The organism is Bacillus sp. N1(2025), from assembly GCF_053470005.1.
The window spans coordinates 64494-84021 of the sequence record NZ_JBLTJB010000002.1; the positions used below are offsets into that span (position 1 = coordinate 64494).

Genomic DNA, 19528 nt, shown 5'->3' on the forward strand with positions numbered 1-19528 from the left:
TTTAGGGTCGTCATATGATATTTGTAACATTTGTTTGGTGGAGTGTGGAAAAAATGGGAGAATATATTATGGTTATCGGCGCTCATCCCGACGATGAACTATTGGGATCAGCGGGCACCATAAAACGGCTGATCAATGAAGGATATAAAGTGATTTCCATTATTACGGCATTAGGAAGAAAAGAAGAAGCTCATCATATTAAACAATTAGGCGAACGCGCGAATCAAGAGCTTGGAATTGAGAAAGTCATCTTTTTGGAGCATACGAATTTAGAGCTGGAATGTATCCCTCTTCATAAGCTTGTCAAAGAATTAGAGCAGCTCATTCGCGTCTATCAGCCTGAAAAAATCTTTACACATCATTACGGCGATGTCAATATGGACCACCAGAGAACATTCCAAGCAGTTTTAACAGCCGCCAGACCGCTTCCGAATCAAAAGCCTATCGAACTGCTTACGTTCGAAACGCTATCTTCAAGCGAGTGGGAGAGGAATACGGCTGATAAACTCTTCAAGCCTAATTACTTCGTTAACATCACAGACACAATGGATGCCAAACTCGCGGCGCTTCACCACTATGACGTAGAAATGAGGGATTACCCTCATCCCCGTTCATATGAAGGCGTTACACATTTAGGAAAAGTCAGAGGGATGACGGCGGGTGTGGAATACGCCGAAGCTTTTGAAGTCGTGCGGAGGATCTGGAAATGATCAAGACATTTTCCGTCCCGTATCCGTATATGGTTCAGACGCTTGACCGCTACTACGGAGTCAAAGCGCGCCCGCAAAAAAAGACGGCAGTAAAGACTCAGATGAAACATGCACATCATATTCCGCGATTATACGGAAAAAAACAGAAGTTATCCATTTTGATTGCCACGTTTTGGGACTACCCGCACACGGGCGGTTTATCAAACTATATTAAAACGCTTAGTGAAGGACTGAAAAAAAGAGGTCATAAGGTGGATGTCATATCCCCCAATCAGTTTCCTTCCGCACAGGTAAAAGAATTGCGGGCGGATGTTGTTCCGAAATTAAAAGATTTCTTTAGTGACAGATACGGGGATTACAGTGATCATATTTTGAAGAATAATCGGCTGATGTTTATATACGAGCAAATGCTTCAAAAGATTCATTTGGAAAAATATGATGTGTTTCATGCTCAAGATTTATTTACAGCCAACATATTAGGCAGGTTCAATCAAATCTATAAGAAACCTTTATTTTTTACACCGCATGGCATGTTTACTTTCAACAGACTTAAATTTCACATCTTTAAAAAAGGATCGGTAGAAGAGTTTTATTATAAAAAACTAGAGATGAAAGCCATTGAATACGCAGATCGCCTGATTATTATCAGCGATACGTTCCGCAGCCCGCTCATGAAGCTCGGAGCCGAACAGGAAGACATGGCAACGGTGATCACAGGAATCGATTACGATGCAAAAACAGGCGGGAAAAGAAAAACCCCGATACCGAAAAATAAGATCATCATCGCGTGTATTGCAAGATTAGGCCCGAGAAAAGGACATAATCATTTGCTTGACGCACTTTCAAGAATTCCGTCTGATCTGCTTGAACATGTTGAAGTGCTGATCGCGGGCGACGGAGAGATGAGGAGCGCCTTAGAGGAACAGGCTCGAAAACTGAATCTATCTATGGTCTCCTTTTTAGGAAAAAGAGATGATGTTCCCGCTATTTTGAATATGACGGACATATTCGTACTGCCGACCATTAATGATAGTCTGCCGATTTCGATTATTGAAGCGATGTTCAGCGGATCGGCTATCATCGCGACCGATTGCGGGGGTATTCCGGATCTGATCCGCCATAACAAAACGGGACTTATTGTCGAGCCGGGAAATGCAAAGGTTCTTGCCCGGGCTTTAGCGTTTTTTATCTCTAACAAATCTGCGCGGGAGAAGGCTGCTTCAAACGCAAAGGCCTACGCGGAGAAATATTTAAGCAGTGAGACGATGATAAAAAATATCGAATCGATTTATCAAAATACCAACAGCTCGGAGGGAGATCATGAAACATGAACATGCAGCCGTTGTACTTGATTTCAGTGCAAACGGGATTGGGATCATTCGCAGTCTTGCCCGAAGAGGAATCGATGTTTACGCGTTTGACACGGAGGGACCTTATCGTATCGGAAAATCAAGATTGGCAGATTGCGGGATATGTCCCAGCCCTTTAACAGAAGAGGAAGAACTGCTGACATTTCTGACTGATTTCGGGAAGCGATTCCAAGCAAAGCCGGTTCTGTACGCAGGTTCTGATGATTATGCGGGATTTATATCTAAATTCCGCGAGACATTAGCCGGTTTTTTTTTATTTTTGCTCCCGAGCCACTCTCTGTTAGAAACGGTCTTAGATAAAAGCAAAGCATATGAATTAGCGGTCAAGCATCACATCCCCTGCCCGAAAACCTTTTTTCCGAACAACCAGGATGAGCTGGAAGAGGCCATCGCCAATATTGATTTCCCGTGTATTTTAAAACCGGTGGCCGGCCATGAATACAGAAAAAAAGTAAACAAAAAAGCAATTGTAATGAAGGATGCAGCACAATTGCGCAAGGAGTTCAGCTCCTACAGAGAAAATGGAGAACTGCTCGTGCAGGAGATCATCCCCGGAGACAACCAGTGTTTTTATAAAGTCGCCACTTTTTATGATGACCAAATGAAATTAATGGGCCTATTCTCTCTGCAAAAGAACCATCAATTCCCTGCTGATTTTGGCGCGGGGGCCCACGTCGTCAGCAAACGGCTTCCTGATTTAATCAAGAAGACCCTGCCGTTTTTTGAAGCGATTCAGCTGAAGGGAGTAGGCATGGCGGAATTTAAAAAGGATCCCCGGGACAATGTTTACAAGTTTATCGAAATTAATCCGCGCTTTTGGCTCAGCCATAGCCTGACAGAACCGGCAGGCGTTCATTTCGTTTACATGTACTATCTGTATTTGACCGGACAGCATGTGAAGCCCCAGCTCGAACAAAAAGACGGAATCAACTGGATTTATGAGGTGCGTTATTTCTTAACGTTTTTGAAGAAACGAAAAAGAGGAGAAATGACGTTCCGGGATTTTTGGAAAGGGTGTAAAGGAAAAAAAGAGTACGCTCTTTTTGCTTGGAATGACCCGATGCCATTTATCAGAAACACTTGGTCTCATCTCAAAAACAGCTGGAAACGGAAGCGGAAGGAAGATCGGCATGTATGAAAAGGAGATTTTGTATGGCGCATTTCAAAAACTGAGAATTGACGAAAAACTGTCGTATTCGTTCGGTGAAAGGGCTGCGGTGAATCCGGATGACATCACTTGTCTGAAATCAACAGACAGAAGCTCCATTTATAAACTGTTTGTAAAGAAAAAATCCGGAACTGTTCCGCTGATATTGAAGGTGTATAAATCTTCCCGTGAAAAAAACAAGATCGAGATTAATATATACGGGAAAGCCCGTTCTGTTTTAGGGGATTTGCTGCCGGATATCTATCTTATAGAAGAAAGTGACCATGAAACGTGGATATTTATGGAGTTTGTCAGCCAGATCAGGGGACAGCTTACATTTCACCCGAAGCATTTCAAGTATATTATTCCGTCTGTCGCAGAACTGCACAGCCGCACCTTTGAAAACAAGAATATTTCTGACGGTAAATGGCGGTCGTGGCTGCCGGTATATGAATCGGAAACCATGAGAAAAGGGCGTAAAAAGCAGATCAAAAAGACAGCGGAATTATTGGATAGAGCGCTTAAAGATGAGCGCACAAAAGATATCGTGAAGCCTCATTATCGGCAAATCACAAACTTGCTTGAGCAGAAGGAGCCGAATTTTTCCCCTGAATTGATACAAAACGGCTCAGCCATCACACACGGTGATCTTCATATGCAAAATATCTGCACCCACGATGCGTCCGGACATGAACCGTGGGATATTCAATTCATCGATTGGGAATCAGCAAAATACGCGCCGGTTTGGTTTGATATGACGGTGCTGGTTGAAATTCTGCTTGGCTTCAGAAAAGATTGGAGCCGGCACGCAGAAGATATTCGTACGTATTGCGTAAAAGTGTATACGAAAGAAATGAAAAAGCGGGGCATTCATTTTCAGACCCCTCCTATGACGCTTTATAAAATGGCTTATTTGCAGAGAACACTTGAAAAAGGGCTTCATACCCAATTGCGGAGAATCTTCGACAATCGGGGAGGGGAACTGCTGCCGTATCATGTTGACAAAGTGTCAAAATGGGGACGGGAATTAGGATTATAAGTTTGAGAGAGGGGGAGCGGATGTGAAAGAAGAGATCGGCAAGCCGAACGGTCTGGTGCCTCTAGCCTTATTGCGCGTCATGGATCAATTTTACGGGATCGAACATCAAGGTGAGCCAGAGATGCTGTATTCGTTCTGTGCGGAAGGAAAAAGCTCCCCCAAACGAAAAAAGCCATTGCGTATTCTGTACGCAACCTTTCTCCGTTACCCGAATGTCGGAGGGTTGGCGAGTTATATCACATCAATTAAGACGGGTTTTGAGCGCATCGGTCATCAGGCGGATGTCATCTCGCCGCTCCAAATGCCGCCAACTTTTTTTCAGGAAGATATCCCGCGGGCCGCTGACGAGATCAGAGCGTTTCTTGTTGGCAGATACGGCGCCGCAAATGAAAAGTTTGTGAAGAATCTCAGCTATTTACATGTCTTTCAAAGATTTTTGAAGGAGAAAGACTTAGAACAATATGACCTGTTTCACGCGCAGGATTTATTTGCGGTATTTTTGCTGGGATACCTTAATCAAACGTACCAGCGTCCTCTTTTTTTCACGCCGCACGGACATTTTACGAAAAGCCGGATGAAGTTTCATAAAATCCAAAAGGGTTCAATAGAAGAGGCATATTTCAGTGAAATAGAAAGGCAGGGTATTCAAGCTTCGGATAAAATCATTACAATCAGCGACTCCTTTCACGAGCCTTTGCTGGAGTACGGAGCGAAGGAGGCTCAGCTGAAGACTGTTCATACCGGCATTGACATTCAGGATGCCCCTGAGTCAAAACGTGCTGAAAAGCTCGTGATTGCGTGCGTTTCCCGTCTGACCGAGCGAAAAGGACATGATGTGATGCTGGACGCTCTCGCCCGCATCCGGCACCATTTATCCGGAGTTGATATATGGATCATCGGAGACGGAAACATGAGAGGGTTTCTGGAAGAGAAGAGACGGAAACTGGGCCTCTCAAATGTGTTTTTCCTCGGAAAACGACGTGATGTGCCGGCGCTTTTGGCTGAATCATCTATATTTGTCCTGCCGACATTGAATGATAATTTCCCTATAGCGATCATCGAAGCGATGTTCTCAGGTCAAGCCATTGTCGCAACTGACTGCGGAGGAATCCCTGAGATGATCCGGCATGAGGCCACAGGGCTTATTTGTCAGCCCGGCAACAGCCGCGAACTTGCTGATGCTCTCGTAATGCTGATTACGGATCAGTCTCTCAGGGAACGGCTTGGAAAAGAAGCGCGCTCCTATGCCGGCCGGCATCTGCGTCAGGAACTGATGGTTTCAAAAATAGAAAGTATTTATCAATCATTTTTCTGAATGATACCGGCGCCGCATGGCAGGTGCTTCAAGAGCAAAATAAAGAGGCCGGCGTTTAACTATCCAGCCTCTTTCCGAACTATTTTTTCATCTCATACAGAGTCTGCTGACTTTGTCCGCCCGGGCCGCCTGTCATTCCTTGCCGGGCTGAGCTTGTTTTTCCGGTGCTGTATTGGTCAGCTGAGATTTTTGTCCGTTCTTTTTCATCCATGAGACAAGCTTTGTGTTGCCTGAATTGTTTCCGGATAATAAGAAATATTTCACTTTTCCTTCGTCAACAAGTTTTTTCAGCTGTGAGACGGTTAAAATCGGATCGGTTCCGTTCAAAGAATGTTTTGCCAAAATTTTCTTCACAAAAAAAGAGGCGGAAAGCCATCGCTTCCGCCTCCCGCACATATATATGAGAGAGCAGCCTTTATTTGTGATCGTTCTCTTTTTGGACTTCAGCTAATTTGGCAAGCAGAATGTGCTGAGGCATGTGCATGATTCTCTCAAGCGGCATATTCAGTGATTCTGCGAGCTTTTGCGCCGTTTCGGCGGAAATTTGCAGCGGTTTCATGTGATCACTCCTTCCGTTTCTTTATTGTACTAAAATCAGAAATCTATCGTAAGAGGATATGACAAAGGAATGGAGGTTTGAAAAGCGGGGCTTTATAACAGAATGGGGGAGGTTTTTTATGCAATCGCCATTGATGTTATTACAGCTGAAGCTGGCTGATTATCAGAAAAAAGCCGCAGAACTGCGGACAATTGACGAATTTATTATACTGAAACAGACATTGCAGGACATGATGAAAGTATTCGCCGCCTGTGAAGAATGGGAGCTGTATCAAAAAACGGCCGATCTCATGGCGCAGACGGTGCTGCACATCCGTTTCATCGAATAAGAAAAGCCCTCGCTCGGGCGAAGGCTTTTCTTAAAAGGACCGTTCTTCTTCAATGTTTTTATGCTGATCATAAATGACAAGCTTAGACGGGCTGTTCTCTTTAGCCGTCTGCTCCGCTTTCTCGATCGCCGCGTCCTTTGATGTATAAAGAGCCGTCGGCGCCACATTTTCCACCTTCACAAACCATCCGTCCGCATCAACACTGGGTGTTACTGCATATGTTTTCATCCTTCTTACCTCCTGGTTTCGATTTATTTATTTGTTTCCCGGCATTCGGAATGGCGAAACACGCAGCCGCTGTTTGACAAATACAGGGAAAGTGATGTTTTTCTATTCTTTTTCTTGAGAAATGGTAAAATGGAGTTTGGATATTTTTTAAGGAGAGGACGGTGCTTAGCATGACAGACCTTCTGAATGATCGGCTGCCGCCGCAAAACATAGAAGCTGAGCAGGCCGTGTTAGGTGCTGTTTTTTTACAGCCGTCTGCGTTAACACTGGCTTCTGAAGTGTTGATTCCGGATGATTTCTACAGAATGTCACACCAAAAAATTTACAATGCCATGCTCGTGCTCGGAGACCGCGGTGAACCGGTTGATTTGGTCACGGTAACGTCAGAGCTTGCGAATACCGATTTGTTAGAAGAGGTGGGAGGCGTCTCTTACCTGACGGACATCGCGAATTCCGTTCCGACAGCGGCTAATATAGAATATTACGCGAAAATCGTTGAGGAAAAATCCATTCTCCGCCGTTTAATTAGAACGGCGACCTCAATCGCTCAAGACGGGTATACGCGCGAGGATGAAGTTGAAGATTTATTAAGCGATGCGGAAAAAACGATTATGGAGGTCGCGCAGCGAAAAAATTCGGGCGCCTTCCAAAATATCAAAGACGTGCTTGTGCAAACATACGACAACATTGAGCAGCTTCACAACCGGAAAGGCGATATTACCGGGATTCCGACTGGTTTTATTGAGCTTGACCGGATGACGGCGGGGTTTCAGCGGAATGATTTGATCATTGTCGCGGCCCGTCCGTCTGTGGGGAAAACGGCATTCGCCTTAAATATTGCGCAAAACGTGGCCACCAAAACGGATGAGAGCGTCGCGATATTCAGTCTTGAGATGGGTGCCGAGCAGCTTGTCATGCGTATGCTCTGCGCTGAAGGGAATATTAATGCCCAAAATCTCAGAACGGGAAATCTGACGGAAGAAGATTGGGGCAAGCTGACGATGGCGATGGGAAGTCTGTCAAACAGCGGTATCTTTATAGATGACACCCCCGGCATCCGCGTCAGCGAAATCCGTTCAAAATGCCGCAGACTGAAGCAGGAGAACGGATTGGGCATGATTTTAATTGACTACTTGCAGCTCATTCAGGGAAGCGGCCGTTCAAGCGACAACCGCCAGCAAGAGGTATCGGAAATTTCACGGGCGCTAAAAGCGCTGGCGCGGGAGCTTGAAGTCCCGGTCATCGCCCTGTCTCAGCTCTCCCGGGGTGTTGAGCAGCGGCAGGATAAACGTCCGATGATGTCAGATATCCGTGAGTCGGGAAGTATTGAGCAGGATGCCGACATCGTCGCCTTCCTGTATCGTGATGATTACTATGATAAAGAATCCGAAAACAAAAACATCATCGAAATCATTATTGCCAAACAGCGTAACGGCCCGGTGGGCACCGTCTCACTGGCTTTTGTGAAAGAATACAATAAGTTCGTAAACCTGGAAAGGCGCTTTGATGACGGCGGTGTTCCGGCAGGTGCGTAAAGCCTCAAGCAATGTCTTGAGGCTTTTTTTCATCCGAAAGAATGAGAGAATGCCGTCCGTTCGGCAGACGAAAAAAAGAAAGCGCTTTTATATAATGGCATTAAGGGAGGAATGATGATGACAATTGAATTTCCGCAATTTCAAGCGGCGCAAATCCGGATTGCCCGGCCGACCGGACAGCTCAAAGAAATCATCAGGTTTTATGAAGAGGGCCTCGGGCTGAAGAGGGTCGGCAGTTTTTCCGGACATGAGGGCTACAGCGGCGTCATGTTCGGCCTGCCCCATAAGCAATATCACTTAGAATTCACCGAAGAAACCGGCGCGTCTCAGCCGGCGCCCGTTCCGCACGGCGACAGCCTGCTTGTCTTTTACATCCAGGATCAGCAGGAGGTCATCCGCATCAGCACGAAATTAAAGCAGATGGGATATGAGGAGAAAGCACCCGAAAACCCGTACTGGGAAGAAAAAGGCGTGACCATCGAAGATCCTGACGGCTGGCGGGTCGTCCTGATGAATACAAGCGGCATATAAGTGACTGTCTGAAGAACCCTGATTACGGGTTCTTTTTCTTGTTAAAGCATGAAAGTTTCGGGAGTAATAGATAGCAAATGAAAGAGAAAACGCTTTTAATCATGTTTAAGGCGAACAAATATAGATTGATAAGATTTAAATGTTCGGATTTACGATTGACTTTCTGTTTCGGCACTGATACACTTAATTTGTTTGAATGAGATATCGTTTTGAAAGGTTAACGGAGGTGCACGGATATATGTCTTCAGTAGTCGTAGTAGGTACGCAGTGGGGCGATGAAGGAAAAGGTAAAATTACAGATTTCCTATCAGAAAATGCAGAAGTGATCGCACGTTATCAAGGCGGAAACAATGCAGGACATACCATCAAGTTTGATGGCGTCACGTACAAGCTTCATTTAATCCCATCAGGAATTTTTTATAAAGAAAAAGCGTGTGTCATCGGGAACGGAATGGTTGTTGATCCGAAAGCGCTCGTAACGGAGCTTGCGTATCTTCATGAACGCAATGTGAGCACGGATAACTTGAGAATCAGCAACAGAGCCCATGTCATTCTTCCATACCATCTGAAACTGGATGAAGTAGAGGAAGAACGCAAAGGGGCCAACAAGATCGGCACAACGAAAAAAGGCATCGGACCTGCTTATATGGACAAAGCGGCGCGGATCGGCATCCGGATCGCAGACCTGCTAGATCGTGACGTGTTTGCAGAAAAGCTTGAACGGAACCTTGAAGAGAAAAACCGTCTGCTGGAAAAAATGTATGAAACAGAAGGCTTCAAAATTGAAGATATTCTGGATGAGTATTATGAATACGGCCAGCAGATTAAAAAGTATGTATGCGATACATCCGTCGTCTTAAATGACGCGCTGGATGAAGGCCGCCGCGTTTTATTTGAAGGCGCTCAAGGGGTTATGCTTGATATTGACCAAGGGACATACCCGTTTGTCACTTCATCCAACCCGGTCGCCGGAGGGGTGACGATCGGTTCAGGCGTAGGCCCGACAAAAATCCAGCACGTCGTCGGTGTATCTAAAGCGTACACAACCCGTGTCGGTGACGGTCCTTTCCCGACTGAGCTGAAAGATGAAATCGGGGATCAAATCCGTGAAGTCGGACGCGAATACGGCACAACGACAGGCCGTCCGCGCCGTGTCGGCTGGTTTGACAGCGTTGTTGTCCGCCACGCCCGCCGCGTCAGCGGAATCACAGATCTTTCTCTGAACTCAATCGATGTGCTGACTGGCATTGAAACATTGAAAATCTGTGTCGCTTACCGCTACAAAGGTGAAGTGATTGAAGAATTCCCGGCAAGTCTGAAAGCTCTCGCAGAGTGTGAACCGGTATATGAAGAAATGCCTGGCTGGACGGAAGATATCACAGGCGCAAAAACATTAAGCGATCTTCCTGAAAATGCGCGCCATTATCTGGAACGCGTATCTCAGCTGACAGGTATTCCGCTTTCTATTTTCTCTGTCGGTCCCGACCGTTCACAAACGAACGTCATCCGCAGTGTATACCGCGCTAACTAAGAATTTGCAGCAAACAAGCCTCCGGTCACGGAGGCTTGTTTTTTTATGTAGGAAAAAAATAATAGATTTTTTTCAAAAAAGTAGTTGCCACTTTCGAATGTTCTATGATATTATAAATCTCGTTGTTACGGAACAGCTTCAATAGAGTACTGCAAGAAAGCTTTTGTCTGAATGCTCTATGATACATAATCCGACACATCGGGAGCCATTAGCTCAGTTGGTAGAGCATCTGACTTTTAATCAGAGGGTCGAAGGTTCGAGTCCTTCATGGCTCACCACTTTTTATGGCCCGTTGGTCAAGCGGTTAAGACACCGCCCTTTCACGGCGGTAACACGGGTTCGAATCCCGTACGGGTCATTGATTTACTTTAGCGTTATTGCTAACTCCTTATTTGTCCTCGGAGGGCCGCCACGATACGGCTCTCCGGACAAATTACTGTAAGGTCCGGTAGTTCAGTTGGTTAGAATGCCTGCCTGTCACGCAGGAGGTCGCGGGTTCGAGTCCCGTCCGGACCGCCATTTTACTTTACTTTATAGTATAGAAAAGAAACATCTGGCTCGGTAGCTCAGTTGGTAGAGCAACGGACTGAAAATCCGTGTGTCGGCGGTTCGATTCCGTCCCGAGCCACTTACCCAAACGCATCTGCAATAGTAGGTGCGTTTTTTCTTTTGTTATAAAAAAGGGAGAGCCGGCTTTTCAGCCGGCCCAGAAGAAGACGTCAAACACTAGACGGCGTTTTTTTCGTGAGGTTTCAAAAAAATATTATTTTTTAAAAGAAAATAAAAAACATGACAAAAGGATGGCAGTTCAATACGTTTTTGCGCTGTTCTCTTTAATTTTTTTATCTTTTGACCTGAAACCGTTATAATAGACGGGGAACGTTTTTCACGATCCGAATTGTGATCATCATGAAACATCAATAGATGAAATGAAGTCATTCTGGCAGGAGGAAAATCAAGATGATGGATAAGAAAATCCTTGTAGTCGATGATGAAAAACCGATTGCAGATATATTAGAGTTTAATTTAAGAAAAGAAGGCTATGACGTGCATTGTGCGTACGACGGAAACGAAGCCGTGGAAATGGTGGAGGAGCTTCAGCCTGATTTAATTCTTTTAGATATTATGCTTCCGAATAAAGACGGAGTTGAAGTGTGCCGGGAAGTCCGGAAAAAATATGATATGCCGATTATTATGCTGACGGCAAAAGACTCGGAGATTGACAAGGTCATCGGGCTTGAAATCGGAGCGGATGACTATGTCACGAAGCCTTTCAGCACGCGTGAGCTTCTGGCCCGCGTCAAAGCGAACCTGCGCCGCCAGCTTACGGTTGCGCCGGCTGAGGAAGAATCAGCTTCTAATGACATTCATATCGGTTCTCTCGTCATCTTCCCTGACGCTTATGTCGTATCAAAAAGAGAAGAAACGATCGAGCTGACTCATCGTGAGTTTGAATTGCTTCATTACTTAGCCAAACATATCGGACAGGTTATGACGCGTGAGCATCTGCTGCAGACTGTGTGGGGCTATGACTATTTCGGTGATGTGAGAACGGTGGATGTAACAGTGCGCCGTCTCCGTGAGAAAATCGAGGATAATCCGAGCCATCCGAACTGGATCGTCACAAGACGGGGTGTCGGTTATTACTTGAGAAACCCTGAACAGGACTAACCGGCGATGAATAAGGTTGGTTTTTTTCGGTCGATTCAGTTTAAGATCACGCTGATCTATGTGCTTCTCATTATCATCGCCATGCAGATTATCGGCGTGTACTTTGTGAAACAGGTGGAGAATTCTCTTCTCAAGTCCTATGAATTATCGTTAAATCAGCGCATTGACAATCTATCCTATTATATTGAGCAGGAATATAAAGGAGATAATGACAGCACCGTCATTAAAGATGACGTCAAACGGATTTTGAATGATTTTACGAAGAATAATGAAATACGGGAAATTACATTTGTTGATAAAAGCTATGAGGTCGTCGGTTCTTCGAGGCCTTATGGCGAGGAAATAGCGGGGAAACAGACGACGGACCCGATTTTTAAACGGATTTTCTCAACAAAACAGGCCTATTCAAAAAAATATTATGATCCTAAAAGTAAAAACAGAGTGCTGATTTCAGCAAAACCTGTCGTCACAGAGAATCAGGAAGTTGTCGGCGCGATTTATGTCGTGGCCAGTATGGAAGATACCTTTAACCAGATGAAAACCGTCAACTCGATTCTTGCTTCAGGAACAGGCTTAGCCCTTGTTCTGACGGCTCTTCTCGGTATATTTCTCGCCCGCACCATTACCCATCCGCTGTCAGATATGCGTAAGCAGGCGATGGAACTGGCAAAAGGGAATTTCTCCAGAAAGGTGCGGAAATACGGGCATGATGAAATCGGTCAGCTCGCAACGACGTTCAACCATCTGACGAGAGAGCTTGAAGATGCCCAAGCCATGACGGAAGGGGAGAGAAGAAAGCTTTCTTCCGTTATCGCGTATATGACGGACGGCGTCATCGCAACGAATCGCAATGGAGCTATTATTCTTTTAAACAGCCCTGCGCTTGAGCTGCTGAATGTTTCACGTGAAACGGCTTTAGAGATGCCGATTACGTCTTTATTGGGCATAAAAGAGAACTTTACATTTGAGGATTTAGTAGAACAGCAGGATTCAATGCTGCTGGAGATCGAACGTGACGATGAAACGACTGTACTGCGGGTGAATTTTTCCGTCATTCAAAGAGAGCACGGAAAAATCGACGGTTTAATCGCGGTTCTTTATGATGTCACCGAACAGGAAAAACTCGATCGGGAACGCAGAGAGTTCGTTGCCAACGTGTCTCATGAGCTGAGGACACCGCTGACGACCATGCGAAGCTATTTAGAGGCGCTTGCGGAAGGCGCGTGGGAAAACAAAGATATCGCTCCGCGTTTCTTAATGGTGACCCAAAATGAGACTGAGCGCATGATCAGATTGGTGAACGACCTGCTTCAGCTTTCTAAATTCGACAGCAAAGATTATCAGTTTAATCGGGAGTGGATTCATATGATCCGCTTTATGTCACTGATTATCGATCGTTTTGAAATGACGAAAGAACAGCATGTCGAATTTATCCGCGAGCTTCCGGACAGAAATCTGTACGTGGAGATTGATCAGGATAAAGTGACGCAGGTTCTCGATAATATCATTTCTAACGCACTGAAATACTCACCGGAAGGCGGGCATGTCACTTTCTCAGTCGATGTGAACGAGAAAGAAGAGCTGCTTTATATCAGCGTAAAAGATGAAGGTATCGGCATTCCGAAAAAAGATGTGGAAAAAGTCTTTGACCGTTTCTACAGAGTGGATAAAGCGCGCACGAGAAAACTCGGCGGCACCGGACTCGGCCTTGCGATTGCAAAAGAGATGGTTCAGGCGCACGGCGGAGACATTTGGGCCGACAGTGTAGAAGGCAAAGGAACGAAGATTACATTTACTCTTCCATATAAAGAAGAGCAAGAGGATGATTGGGATGAGGCGTGAAAATATAAAAACAGTCATACTGTCAGTGCTGGTCGTCATTAGTCTTGTTTTAACATGGGGAATTTGGACATTCCAGCCCAATTTTTCAGAAGGCACGGCCTCAACCAAATCGACTGTCCGGGAAAAGCATAAAATTGATAAAACGAGCCAAAAAGTGTCGCAAACGGTAAAACCCCGGGATATGTTTATTCATACAAACGGCTCTCATTATAAAGTGGATGATGAGACGCTCTTTAATGACCTGTGGGCGGATTTGCCGCAATGGGAAGTAAAAGGGATGAAGGATATTTCCGATCAATACGACAAGCTCGGTTTTAAAAATTGGCTTTACGGCAGAAACGGCAATTCGGCAAAGCTCGATCTGCAATTCAATGACACCATTCCGATTGATTTCTTCCAAACAATGTTTAAATGGTCGAATCCGTCAATGGAATACAGCTCATTTGACCATATTGTCATTCCGTTTAATGAGAATAAGACAAATAAAAAGATTTACATGGTCTCATACAGCAAGCAGCTGATTTTGGAAGTGACTGTGGAATCGGCGAATTACCGCAATCTGATGAATGAGCTGTACAGCAAAAAGTCGAGTATGCCGTTATACCACCTCTATTCGGTCGGAAAAAGCAAAGAATTTCTCATGCCGAATGCGCGGTTTAATATGAAGGAAAAAGAATTTATCACTGAAACCATTAAGACGAACCTGTTTAAGCAGACGCTTTTTAATGATCCGAGCACGGTCAGAGAAGACCCGAATTACAATCGGAATGTGCTGACTGACGGAATCAGCCGTCTGGAAATCAATTCGACACAGCGGCAGATTCAATTCCAGCATCGGAACCTGGCACAAAGCGCTTCTTACCAAACGGGTGAGCTGATTAAGAAAAGCTATAAATATTTAGAGGATACGGGAAGCTGGACGGATCATTATCAATTTTTCAATGTGAGTGATAACCAGCAGCTGAGTTTCTACATGTTTAAAGACCAAATGCCTGTGATCAACAGCACGTCTAAGCCTTTCGGATCCGGACCTGTTTTGACCCTGCAATGGGCCAATGACGAGGTTCTCAGCTACAAGCGGCCGAACTATGTTCTCGGACCGAATCCGATTAAAACAAAAGACGTGAAAATGATGAGCGGCAATGAGGTTGTGTCTTTGCTGGAGCAGCAGGTTAAATACGACGTGAATAAAATCGACCAGATCTTCCTGTCCTATCAAATGGTATCTTCGTCAACGAATGATCTTGTTGAACTGGAACCCGTCTGGAGTATGAAAATCAACGGGAAGATCGTCCCGATTACGAAAGATCTGCTGGGGAAGGAGGAGGACGATAATGGAGTGGAATAAGACAAAAACGATCTTCATCATTGCCTTCCTCATCCTCGATATTTTTCTAGGCTATCAGTTTTTTGAAAAACGCTCGAGCAGTGAATACGAAGTGATTAAAAATTCAAATGTGGAAAAAGACATGGAGATGGATCACATCACATTCGGAAACCTGTCTTCTGATTCCGCGACGGGCTACCGGCTGACGGCGGGCCAAAAGGTATTTACCGCTGAAGATATTGATGCTTTGAAGGATCAAAAGCCGTTAATGGAGATGCCGGCGGATGATCACAAGGTTACGACGCTGAAAATGAAATTTACCGATCCGGTCGGTTTATCGAAGCAAAAAACGCAGGAGGATGCGGAATCGCTCGTCAGCTCTAAAGTAACCGGCGGTGAAAAATATAAACTGTGGAAAGTCGACAAGGATAAAAAACAGATCATTTTTTACCAGATGTATGACGGCCAGTTTATTTATCAGGATTTTGACTCGTCCACGGATGCGATCGGACAGGTGATTCTGCATCTGAACGATAAAAACGAGGTCGTATCTTACGAGCAGACCATGCTGGAGTCATTCAAGCGAATCCAGACGGAGAGCCTGATTCCTGAGCTGGATGCGGTCGAATTATTGTATTCTCAAAATTACTTAAAAGCGAATTGCGCCGTTAAAAGCGTTAAGTTCGGCTATATTGCCCAATATCCGCTGACAAGTACGCAGGTGCTGGCGCCGGTATGGAGAATTACAATTGAAGATAAGTCAAAAGGGACGAAGAAAAAGACACTGCAAACGTACACTGTGAACGCATTGGAAAGCACAGTCATTGATAACAATCAAAATAAATAATGGAGTGAGACACAATGGGCTTGCAATTTAGCGTGCTTGCGAGCGGGAGTACCGGAAACGCGTTTTATCTGGAGACAGAGGAGCACTCTTTTCTGGTGGATGCCGGCCTGAGCGGTAAAGCGATGGACGGGCTGATGGAGAGAATCGGCCGCAAGATAGACGACGTCGACGGCATCTTTGTCACTCACGAGCACAGCGACCATATTAAAGGGCTCGGCGTCATTGCGAGAAAGTACGGTCTTCCCGTCTACGCGAATGAAAAGACGTGGAAAGCGATGGAGAATCAGATCGGCAAGCTGGATAACGGACAAAAGTTTTTGTTCCCGATGGAAAGCGTGAAATCCTTCGGCGGGCTTGATGTTGAGTCATTCGGCGTCTCTCATGACGCGGCTGAGCCGATGTTTTATGTTTTCCACTACCAAGGCAGAAAGCTCGCGCTGATGACGGACACCGGGTATGTGAGCGACAGAATGAAAGGCATTATCCGTTCGGCCAATGTGTTTGTGTTTGAAAGCAACCATGATGTCGGCATGCTGCAAATGGGCAGATACCCTTGGAGCATTAAGCGGCGGATTTTAAGCGATGTCGGCCACGTCTCGAATGAAGACGCGGCGCTCGCCATGACTGATGTCATCGGCGACGGCACATCGCGCATCTATTTGGCGCATCTGAGCCAGGACAACAATATGAAGGAACTGGCGAGAATGTCCGTGCAGCAGACATTGGCTGCGAAAGGATTTGTCGCCGGGGAAACGTTTCAGTTATTTGATACCGATCCGAAAATCCCGACGCCGCTGTGCGCCGTGTAATTTTTCCAAATGAATCATGATTATTAATCCGCGATCTGACCCACACTATAAGCAAATCGAGTACTCTTGAAAGGATTTGAGATAGGGTGGATTATAATCGCGATGATGAACAGTACGCCTCCGAACAGCCCCGCCGCAGCAAGAGAGGGTACTTTCTATCAAGTCTGATCGGCGTCATCGTCGGGGCCGCGCTCATGGCTTTCCTGCTGCCGTACTGGACAGGCGGAGACCATGGAGAAAGCAGCAAAAGCACCAGCCAGCGTCTCGGCAGCGAACAGGTGAAAACAGTCAACGTAAATGTCAACGATGCTGTCACGAATATGGTCAGCCGTGTATCAGATTCGGTAGTCGGTGTTCTCAATATCCAAAAGACCGATATTTGGGGAGAGGGCGGCGAAGCGGGAAGCGGATCGGGCGTCATTTACAAAAAGAACGGAAACACTTCTTATATCGTAACCAATCACCATGTCATTGCAGGTGCGACTGAAATTGAGATCAGCCTGAAGGATGGCTCACGCGTGCCTGCTGAACTGATCGGGAGCGACCGTCTGATGGATCTTGCCGTGCTGAAGGTGAAGTCTGATAAAATCAAATCGGCCGCCCAGTTCGGCAATTCTGATCAGGTCAAAGTCGGAGAACCGGTCATTGCGATCGGAAATCCGCTCGGGCTTGAATTTGCGGGATCAGTGACACAGGGGATCATTTCAGGCACGGAAAGGGCGGTGCCCGTTGACTCAAACGGCGACGGACATCCGGATTGGAATGCGGAAGTGCTGCAGACCGACGCCGCGATTAATCCCGGCAACAGCGGCGGCGCTTTGATGGATATATCGGGCAAGGTGGTCGGCATCAACTCAATGAAGATCGCTGAATCCGCCGTTGAAGGCATCGGCCTGTCCATCCCGTCAAAGCTTGTCATTCCCGTTATTCAGGATTTAGAAAAATACGGAGAAGTCAGACGGCCTTTCCTCGGTATTGAGATGAAATCCTTAACGGATATTGCGAGCTACCATTGGAGCCAGACGCTGAAACTTCCGAAAGGCATTAAAACCGGGGCGGTCATTATGGGTGTCGACGCGTTTTCACCGGCCGGAAAAGCGGGTTTGAAAAAGCTCGACGTGATCACCGGGTTCGACGGACATAAGGTCAATGACGTTGTGGATCTCCGTGAGCGCCTGTATCGCAAAAAGATCGGTGACCGTGTGAACATCACGTTCTACCGTTCGGGAAAGAAAAAAACAGCGGAAGTCAAACTGACAGAAGCGGATCGATTACAGAAATAAAAAAACAGCCCGGACAACCGGGCTGTTTTTTATTGATTTATTTGTTAATATTATACTATTATGAAAACGGGAGGTGACACACATGAAAACGGCTGATGTGATCATCGTATTGAATGAAATTGAAGGTGAATGTGAAGGAAGAATTATTTTAGAATGCAGAATTTAAGAACATGAAACATGTCATATCAAACGTCCTTTTTCAGGGCGCTTTTTTTATGCCTTTTTTCAGAAGCCATAAAAAAAGAACTGAACGCGGGTCACAACACGTTCAGTTAAAAATGGGTATATTTAGAAAAAGGCAGACATGAACTTAGAACTTTGTGATTGAAACAGACTGGTGCTGCTGAATTGAAGCGGCAGATGAAACTGCCGGCAGCTTATTTTTTGTTATTTACAGATGGCTCCGTTTTGAGCGTTTACTTTCACCGTTTGTTCCGTATGGTTTTGGGCAGTGATTTTCACGATGTACTTGTAGACGCCGTTTTCTTTCTTCATTTCAGACGATTTCACAGCGCCTTTGCAATGGCTGAGCGCGATGGAATGCGCTTTTTTAGAAGCGATCATCACTTGTTTTTTCTGCACTTCTTCTTTCAGGATTTTTCCGCTTTTGCCGTCCATGTGGAGCGTATGAAGCTTGCCGTCCTGGCCGAATATGCTGACAACATAGACTGATACGCCGTTTTCTTTTTTCATTTGAGCGGATTTCACAGCGCCTTTGCAATGGCTGAGTGCGAACGATTCCGCTTTTGCACGGGTCATGTGTTGCTGGTTATTCTTTATATCATGTTTGACGATTTTGCTGTTTTTACAATTGATATGGAATGTGTGAAGCTTCCCGTCTTGTCCTGATACCTGAACCACGTAAACCATGGCGTTATGTTCGGTCTTCAGCTCAGAAGACTTCACTGTTCCTTTGCAATTCTTCACGGCGATTTTTTCAGCGCCGGATTTTGAGATGAATTGCTGTTTCTTTTCAATTTGGTGTTTCACGACTTTTCCGCTGGAGCTGTTGACATTGACGGTGTGCTGCTTTCCTTTTACGTCAAGGACGTTGACAACATATACGTAAGCGCCGTTGACTTTTTTCATTTGCGCTGATTGAACGGCGCCTTTGCAGCTGCAGTTTTTCAATGCGGTCTCTTTCGCTTTAGAGATAGAAACGGAAGCCTGCTGTTTCGTTTCCACTTTCGTCTGCGCTGCGTCATCCTTATGAATGACAGCCGCATGCGCTGAAGTTAAAGAACTGATTGAAAGTATGGTCCCCAGTGCAGCTCCTGATAAAACTTTTGTAATTCCCATCATATATTCCTCCTTAAACATTTCATTGTTGGCTTCCCAACTAAGGCTTATTGTAAAGACCCAAACTGAAAACAACATGAATCTAAGCTGAAAACTTCCTGAATTCAGCGGATTTTCAGCTTAGATTCAGTTTTGTTTCAGATAAAAGCGAATAATA

The 19528-nt window shown here is 45.5% G+C and carries 18 protein-coding genes, 4 tRNA genes and 1 pseudogene; 19 read left to right on the forward strand and 4 right to left on the reverse strand.

What is annotated here, in order from left to right; all coding sequences use genetic code 11:
- Window positions 1-53: 53 nt before the first annotated feature.
- Genes ACNFN4_RS05205 through ACNFN4_RS05225 form a run of 5 tightly spaced genes read left to right on the forward strand, consistent with a single transcriptional unit; the run spans window position 54 to window position 5581 of the window.
- Window positions 54-710 (forward strand): PIG-L deacetylase family protein, encoded by a 657-nt coding sequence (locus tag ACNFN4_RS05205; RefSeq protein WP_038461722.1) that lies wholly within the window; start codon window positions 54-56, stop codon window positions 708-710.
- A complete protein-coding gene (locus ACNFN4_RS05210) occupies window positions 707-2041 on the forward strand; it encodes a glycosyltransferase family 4 protein (RefSeq protein WP_110124465.1) in 1335 nt (444 codons plus the stop codon). The genes ACNFN4_RS05205 and ACNFN4_RS05210 overlap by 4 nt, the downstream gene beginning before the upstream one ends.
- Window positions 2031-3218 (forward strand): carboxylate--amine ligase, encoded by a 1188-nt coding sequence (locus tag ACNFN4_RS05215; RefSeq protein WP_032863864.1) that lies wholly within the window; start codon window positions 2031-2033, stop codon window positions 3216-3218. Before ACNFN4_RS05210 ends, ACNFN4_RS05215 begins: the two co-directional genes overlap by 11 nt.
- Window positions 3211-4266, forward strand: coding sequence for a phosphotransferase (locus ACNFN4_RS05220; RefSeq protein ID WP_182072175.1), 1056 nt, complete (start codon window positions 3211-3213; stop codon window positions 4264-4266). Before ACNFN4_RS05215 ends, ACNFN4_RS05220 begins: the two co-directional genes overlap by 8 nt.
- Window positions 4267-4288: 22 nt before the next feature.
- Window positions 4289-5581, forward strand: coding sequence for a glycosyltransferase family 4 protein (locus tag ACNFN4_RS05225; RefSeq protein ID WP_020958106.1), 1293 nt, complete (start codon window positions 4289-4291; stop codon window positions 5579-5581).
- Window positions 5582-5660: 79 nt separating this feature from the next.
- On the opposite strand, the pseudogene ACNFN4_RS05230 reads toward ACNFN4_RS05225, so the two are convergent.
- Both ACNFN4_RS05230 and ACNFN4_RS05235 read right to left on the reverse strand, forming a co-directional pair.
- Window positions 5661-5911, reverse strand: a pseudogene (locus ACNFN4_RS05230) (hypothetical protein); the annotation flags it as partial.
- An 85-nt stretch (window positions 5912-5996) separates the two neighbouring features.
- Window positions 5997-6140, reverse strand: a complete 144-nt coding sequence (locus ACNFN4_RS05235) for a YycC family protein (RefSeq protein WP_007407902.1) — start codon at window positions 6138-6140, stop codon at window positions 5997-5999.
- 118 nt (window positions 6141-6258) lie between these two features.
- Between ACNFN4_RS05235 and ACNFN4_RS05240 the strand changes: the two genes are divergently transcribed.
- Window positions 6259-6468: a hypothetical protein gene (locus ACNFN4_RS05240; protein ID WP_015418617.1), complete on the forward strand. Its 210-nt coding sequence runs from the start codon at window positions 6259-6261 to the stop codon at window positions 6466-6468.
- Window positions 6469-6498: 30 nt separating this feature from the next.
- Here the strand turns inward: ACNFN4_RS05240 and ACNFN4_RS05245 are convergent, their stop codons facing one another.
- Entirely contained in the window at window positions 6499-6696 is a 198-nt protein-coding gene (locus ACNFN4_RS05245) for a DUF2188 domain-containing protein (protein WP_007407900.1), read from the reverse strand.
- A gap of 170 nt (window positions 6697-6866) precedes the next feature.
- On the opposite strand from ACNFN4_RS05245, the gene dnaB reads away from it, so the two are divergent.
- The 13 genes from dnaB to ACNFN4_RS05310 all read left to right on the forward strand — a co-directional run bounded on the left by dnaB (window position 6867) and on the right by ACNFN4_RS05310 (window position 18072).
- Window positions 6867-8231, forward strand: a complete 1365-nt coding sequence (gene dnaB / locus ACNFN4_RS05250) for a replicative DNA helicase (protein ID WP_004393100.1) — start codon at window positions 6867-6869, stop codon at window positions 8229-8231.
- Between the two features lie 117 nt (window positions 8232-8348).
- Window positions 8349-8762, forward strand: a complete 414-nt coding sequence (locus ACNFN4_RS05255) for a VOC family protein (RefSeq protein WP_020958104.1) — start codon at window positions 8349-8351, stop codon at window positions 8760-8762.
- Window positions 8763-9000: 238 nt separating this feature from the next.
- Complete coding sequence (purA, locus tag ACNFN4_RS05260) at window positions 9001-10293, forward strand: adenylosuccinate synthase (RefSeq protein WP_004393102.1); 1293 nt, start codon at window positions 9001-9003, stop codon at window positions 10291-10293.
- Between the two features lie 202 nt (window positions 10294-10495).
- Window positions 10496-10571: transfer RNA gene (locus tag ACNFN4_RS05265), tRNA-Lys, on the forward strand.
- An 8-nt stretch (window positions 10572-10579) separates the two neighbouring features.
- Window positions 10580-10651, forward strand: a tRNA-Glu gene (locus tag ACNFN4_RS05270).
- Between the two features lie 84 nt (window positions 10652-10735).
- A tRNA-Asp gene (locus ACNFN4_RS05275) sits at window positions 10736-10812 on the forward strand.
- Between the two features lie 36 nt (window positions 10813-10848).
- Window positions 10849-10921 (forward strand) — tRNA-Phe (locus ACNFN4_RS05280).
- A 335-nt stretch (window positions 10922-11256) separates the two neighbouring features.
- Window positions 11257-11964: a cell wall metabolism DNA-binding response regulator WalR gene (gene walR, locus ACNFN4_RS05285; RefSeq protein ID WP_004393104.1), complete on the forward strand. Its 708-nt coding sequence runs from the start codon at window positions 11257-11259 to the stop codon at window positions 11962-11964.
- A gap of 6 nt (window positions 11965-11970) precedes the next feature.
- Window positions 11971-13806 carry a cell wall metabolism sensor histidine kinase WalK gene (walK, locus tag ACNFN4_RS05290; RefSeq protein ID WP_004393106.1) on the forward strand — a complete coding sequence of 612 codons (1836 nt, stop codon included), beginning with the start codon at window positions 11971-11973 and terminating at the stop codon, window positions 13804-13806.
- A complete protein-coding gene (gene yycH / locus ACNFN4_RS05295) occupies window positions 13796-15154 on the forward strand; it encodes a two-component system activity regulator YycH (protein WP_007407897.1) in 1359 nt (452 codons plus the stop codon). The genes walK and yycH overlap by 11 nt, the downstream gene beginning before the upstream one ends.
- Complete coding sequence (locus ACNFN4_RS05300; RefSeq protein WP_014419340.1) at window positions 15141-15980, forward strand: two-component system regulatory protein YycI; 840 nt, start codon at window positions 15141-15143, stop codon at window positions 15978-15980. Before yycH ends, ACNFN4_RS05300 begins: the two co-directional genes overlap by 14 nt.
- A gap of 14 nt (window positions 15981-15994) precedes the next feature.
- Complete coding sequence (locus ACNFN4_RS05305; protein ID WP_448200038.1) at window positions 15995-16789, forward strand: MBL fold metallo-hydrolase; 795 nt, start codon at window positions 15995-15997, stop codon at window positions 16787-16789.
- 86 nt (window positions 16790-16875) lie between these two features.
- Window positions 16876-18072 carry a S1C family serine protease gene (locus tag ACNFN4_RS05310; RefSeq protein ID WP_219371670.1) on the forward strand — a complete coding sequence of 399 codons (1197 nt, stop codon included), beginning with the start codon at window positions 16876-16878 and terminating at the stop codon, window positions 18070-18072.
- 387 nt (window positions 18073-18459) lie between these two features.
- Here the strand turns inward: ACNFN4_RS05310 and ACNFN4_RS05315 are convergent, their stop codons facing one another.
- On the reverse strand, window positions 18460-19371 hold the full coding sequence (locus tag ACNFN4_RS05315) for a PepSY domain-containing protein (RefSeq protein WP_017418499.1): 912 nt from the start codon (window positions 19369-19371) through the stop codon (window positions 18460-18462).
- Between the last annotated feature and the right edge of the window lie 157 nt (window positions 19372-19528).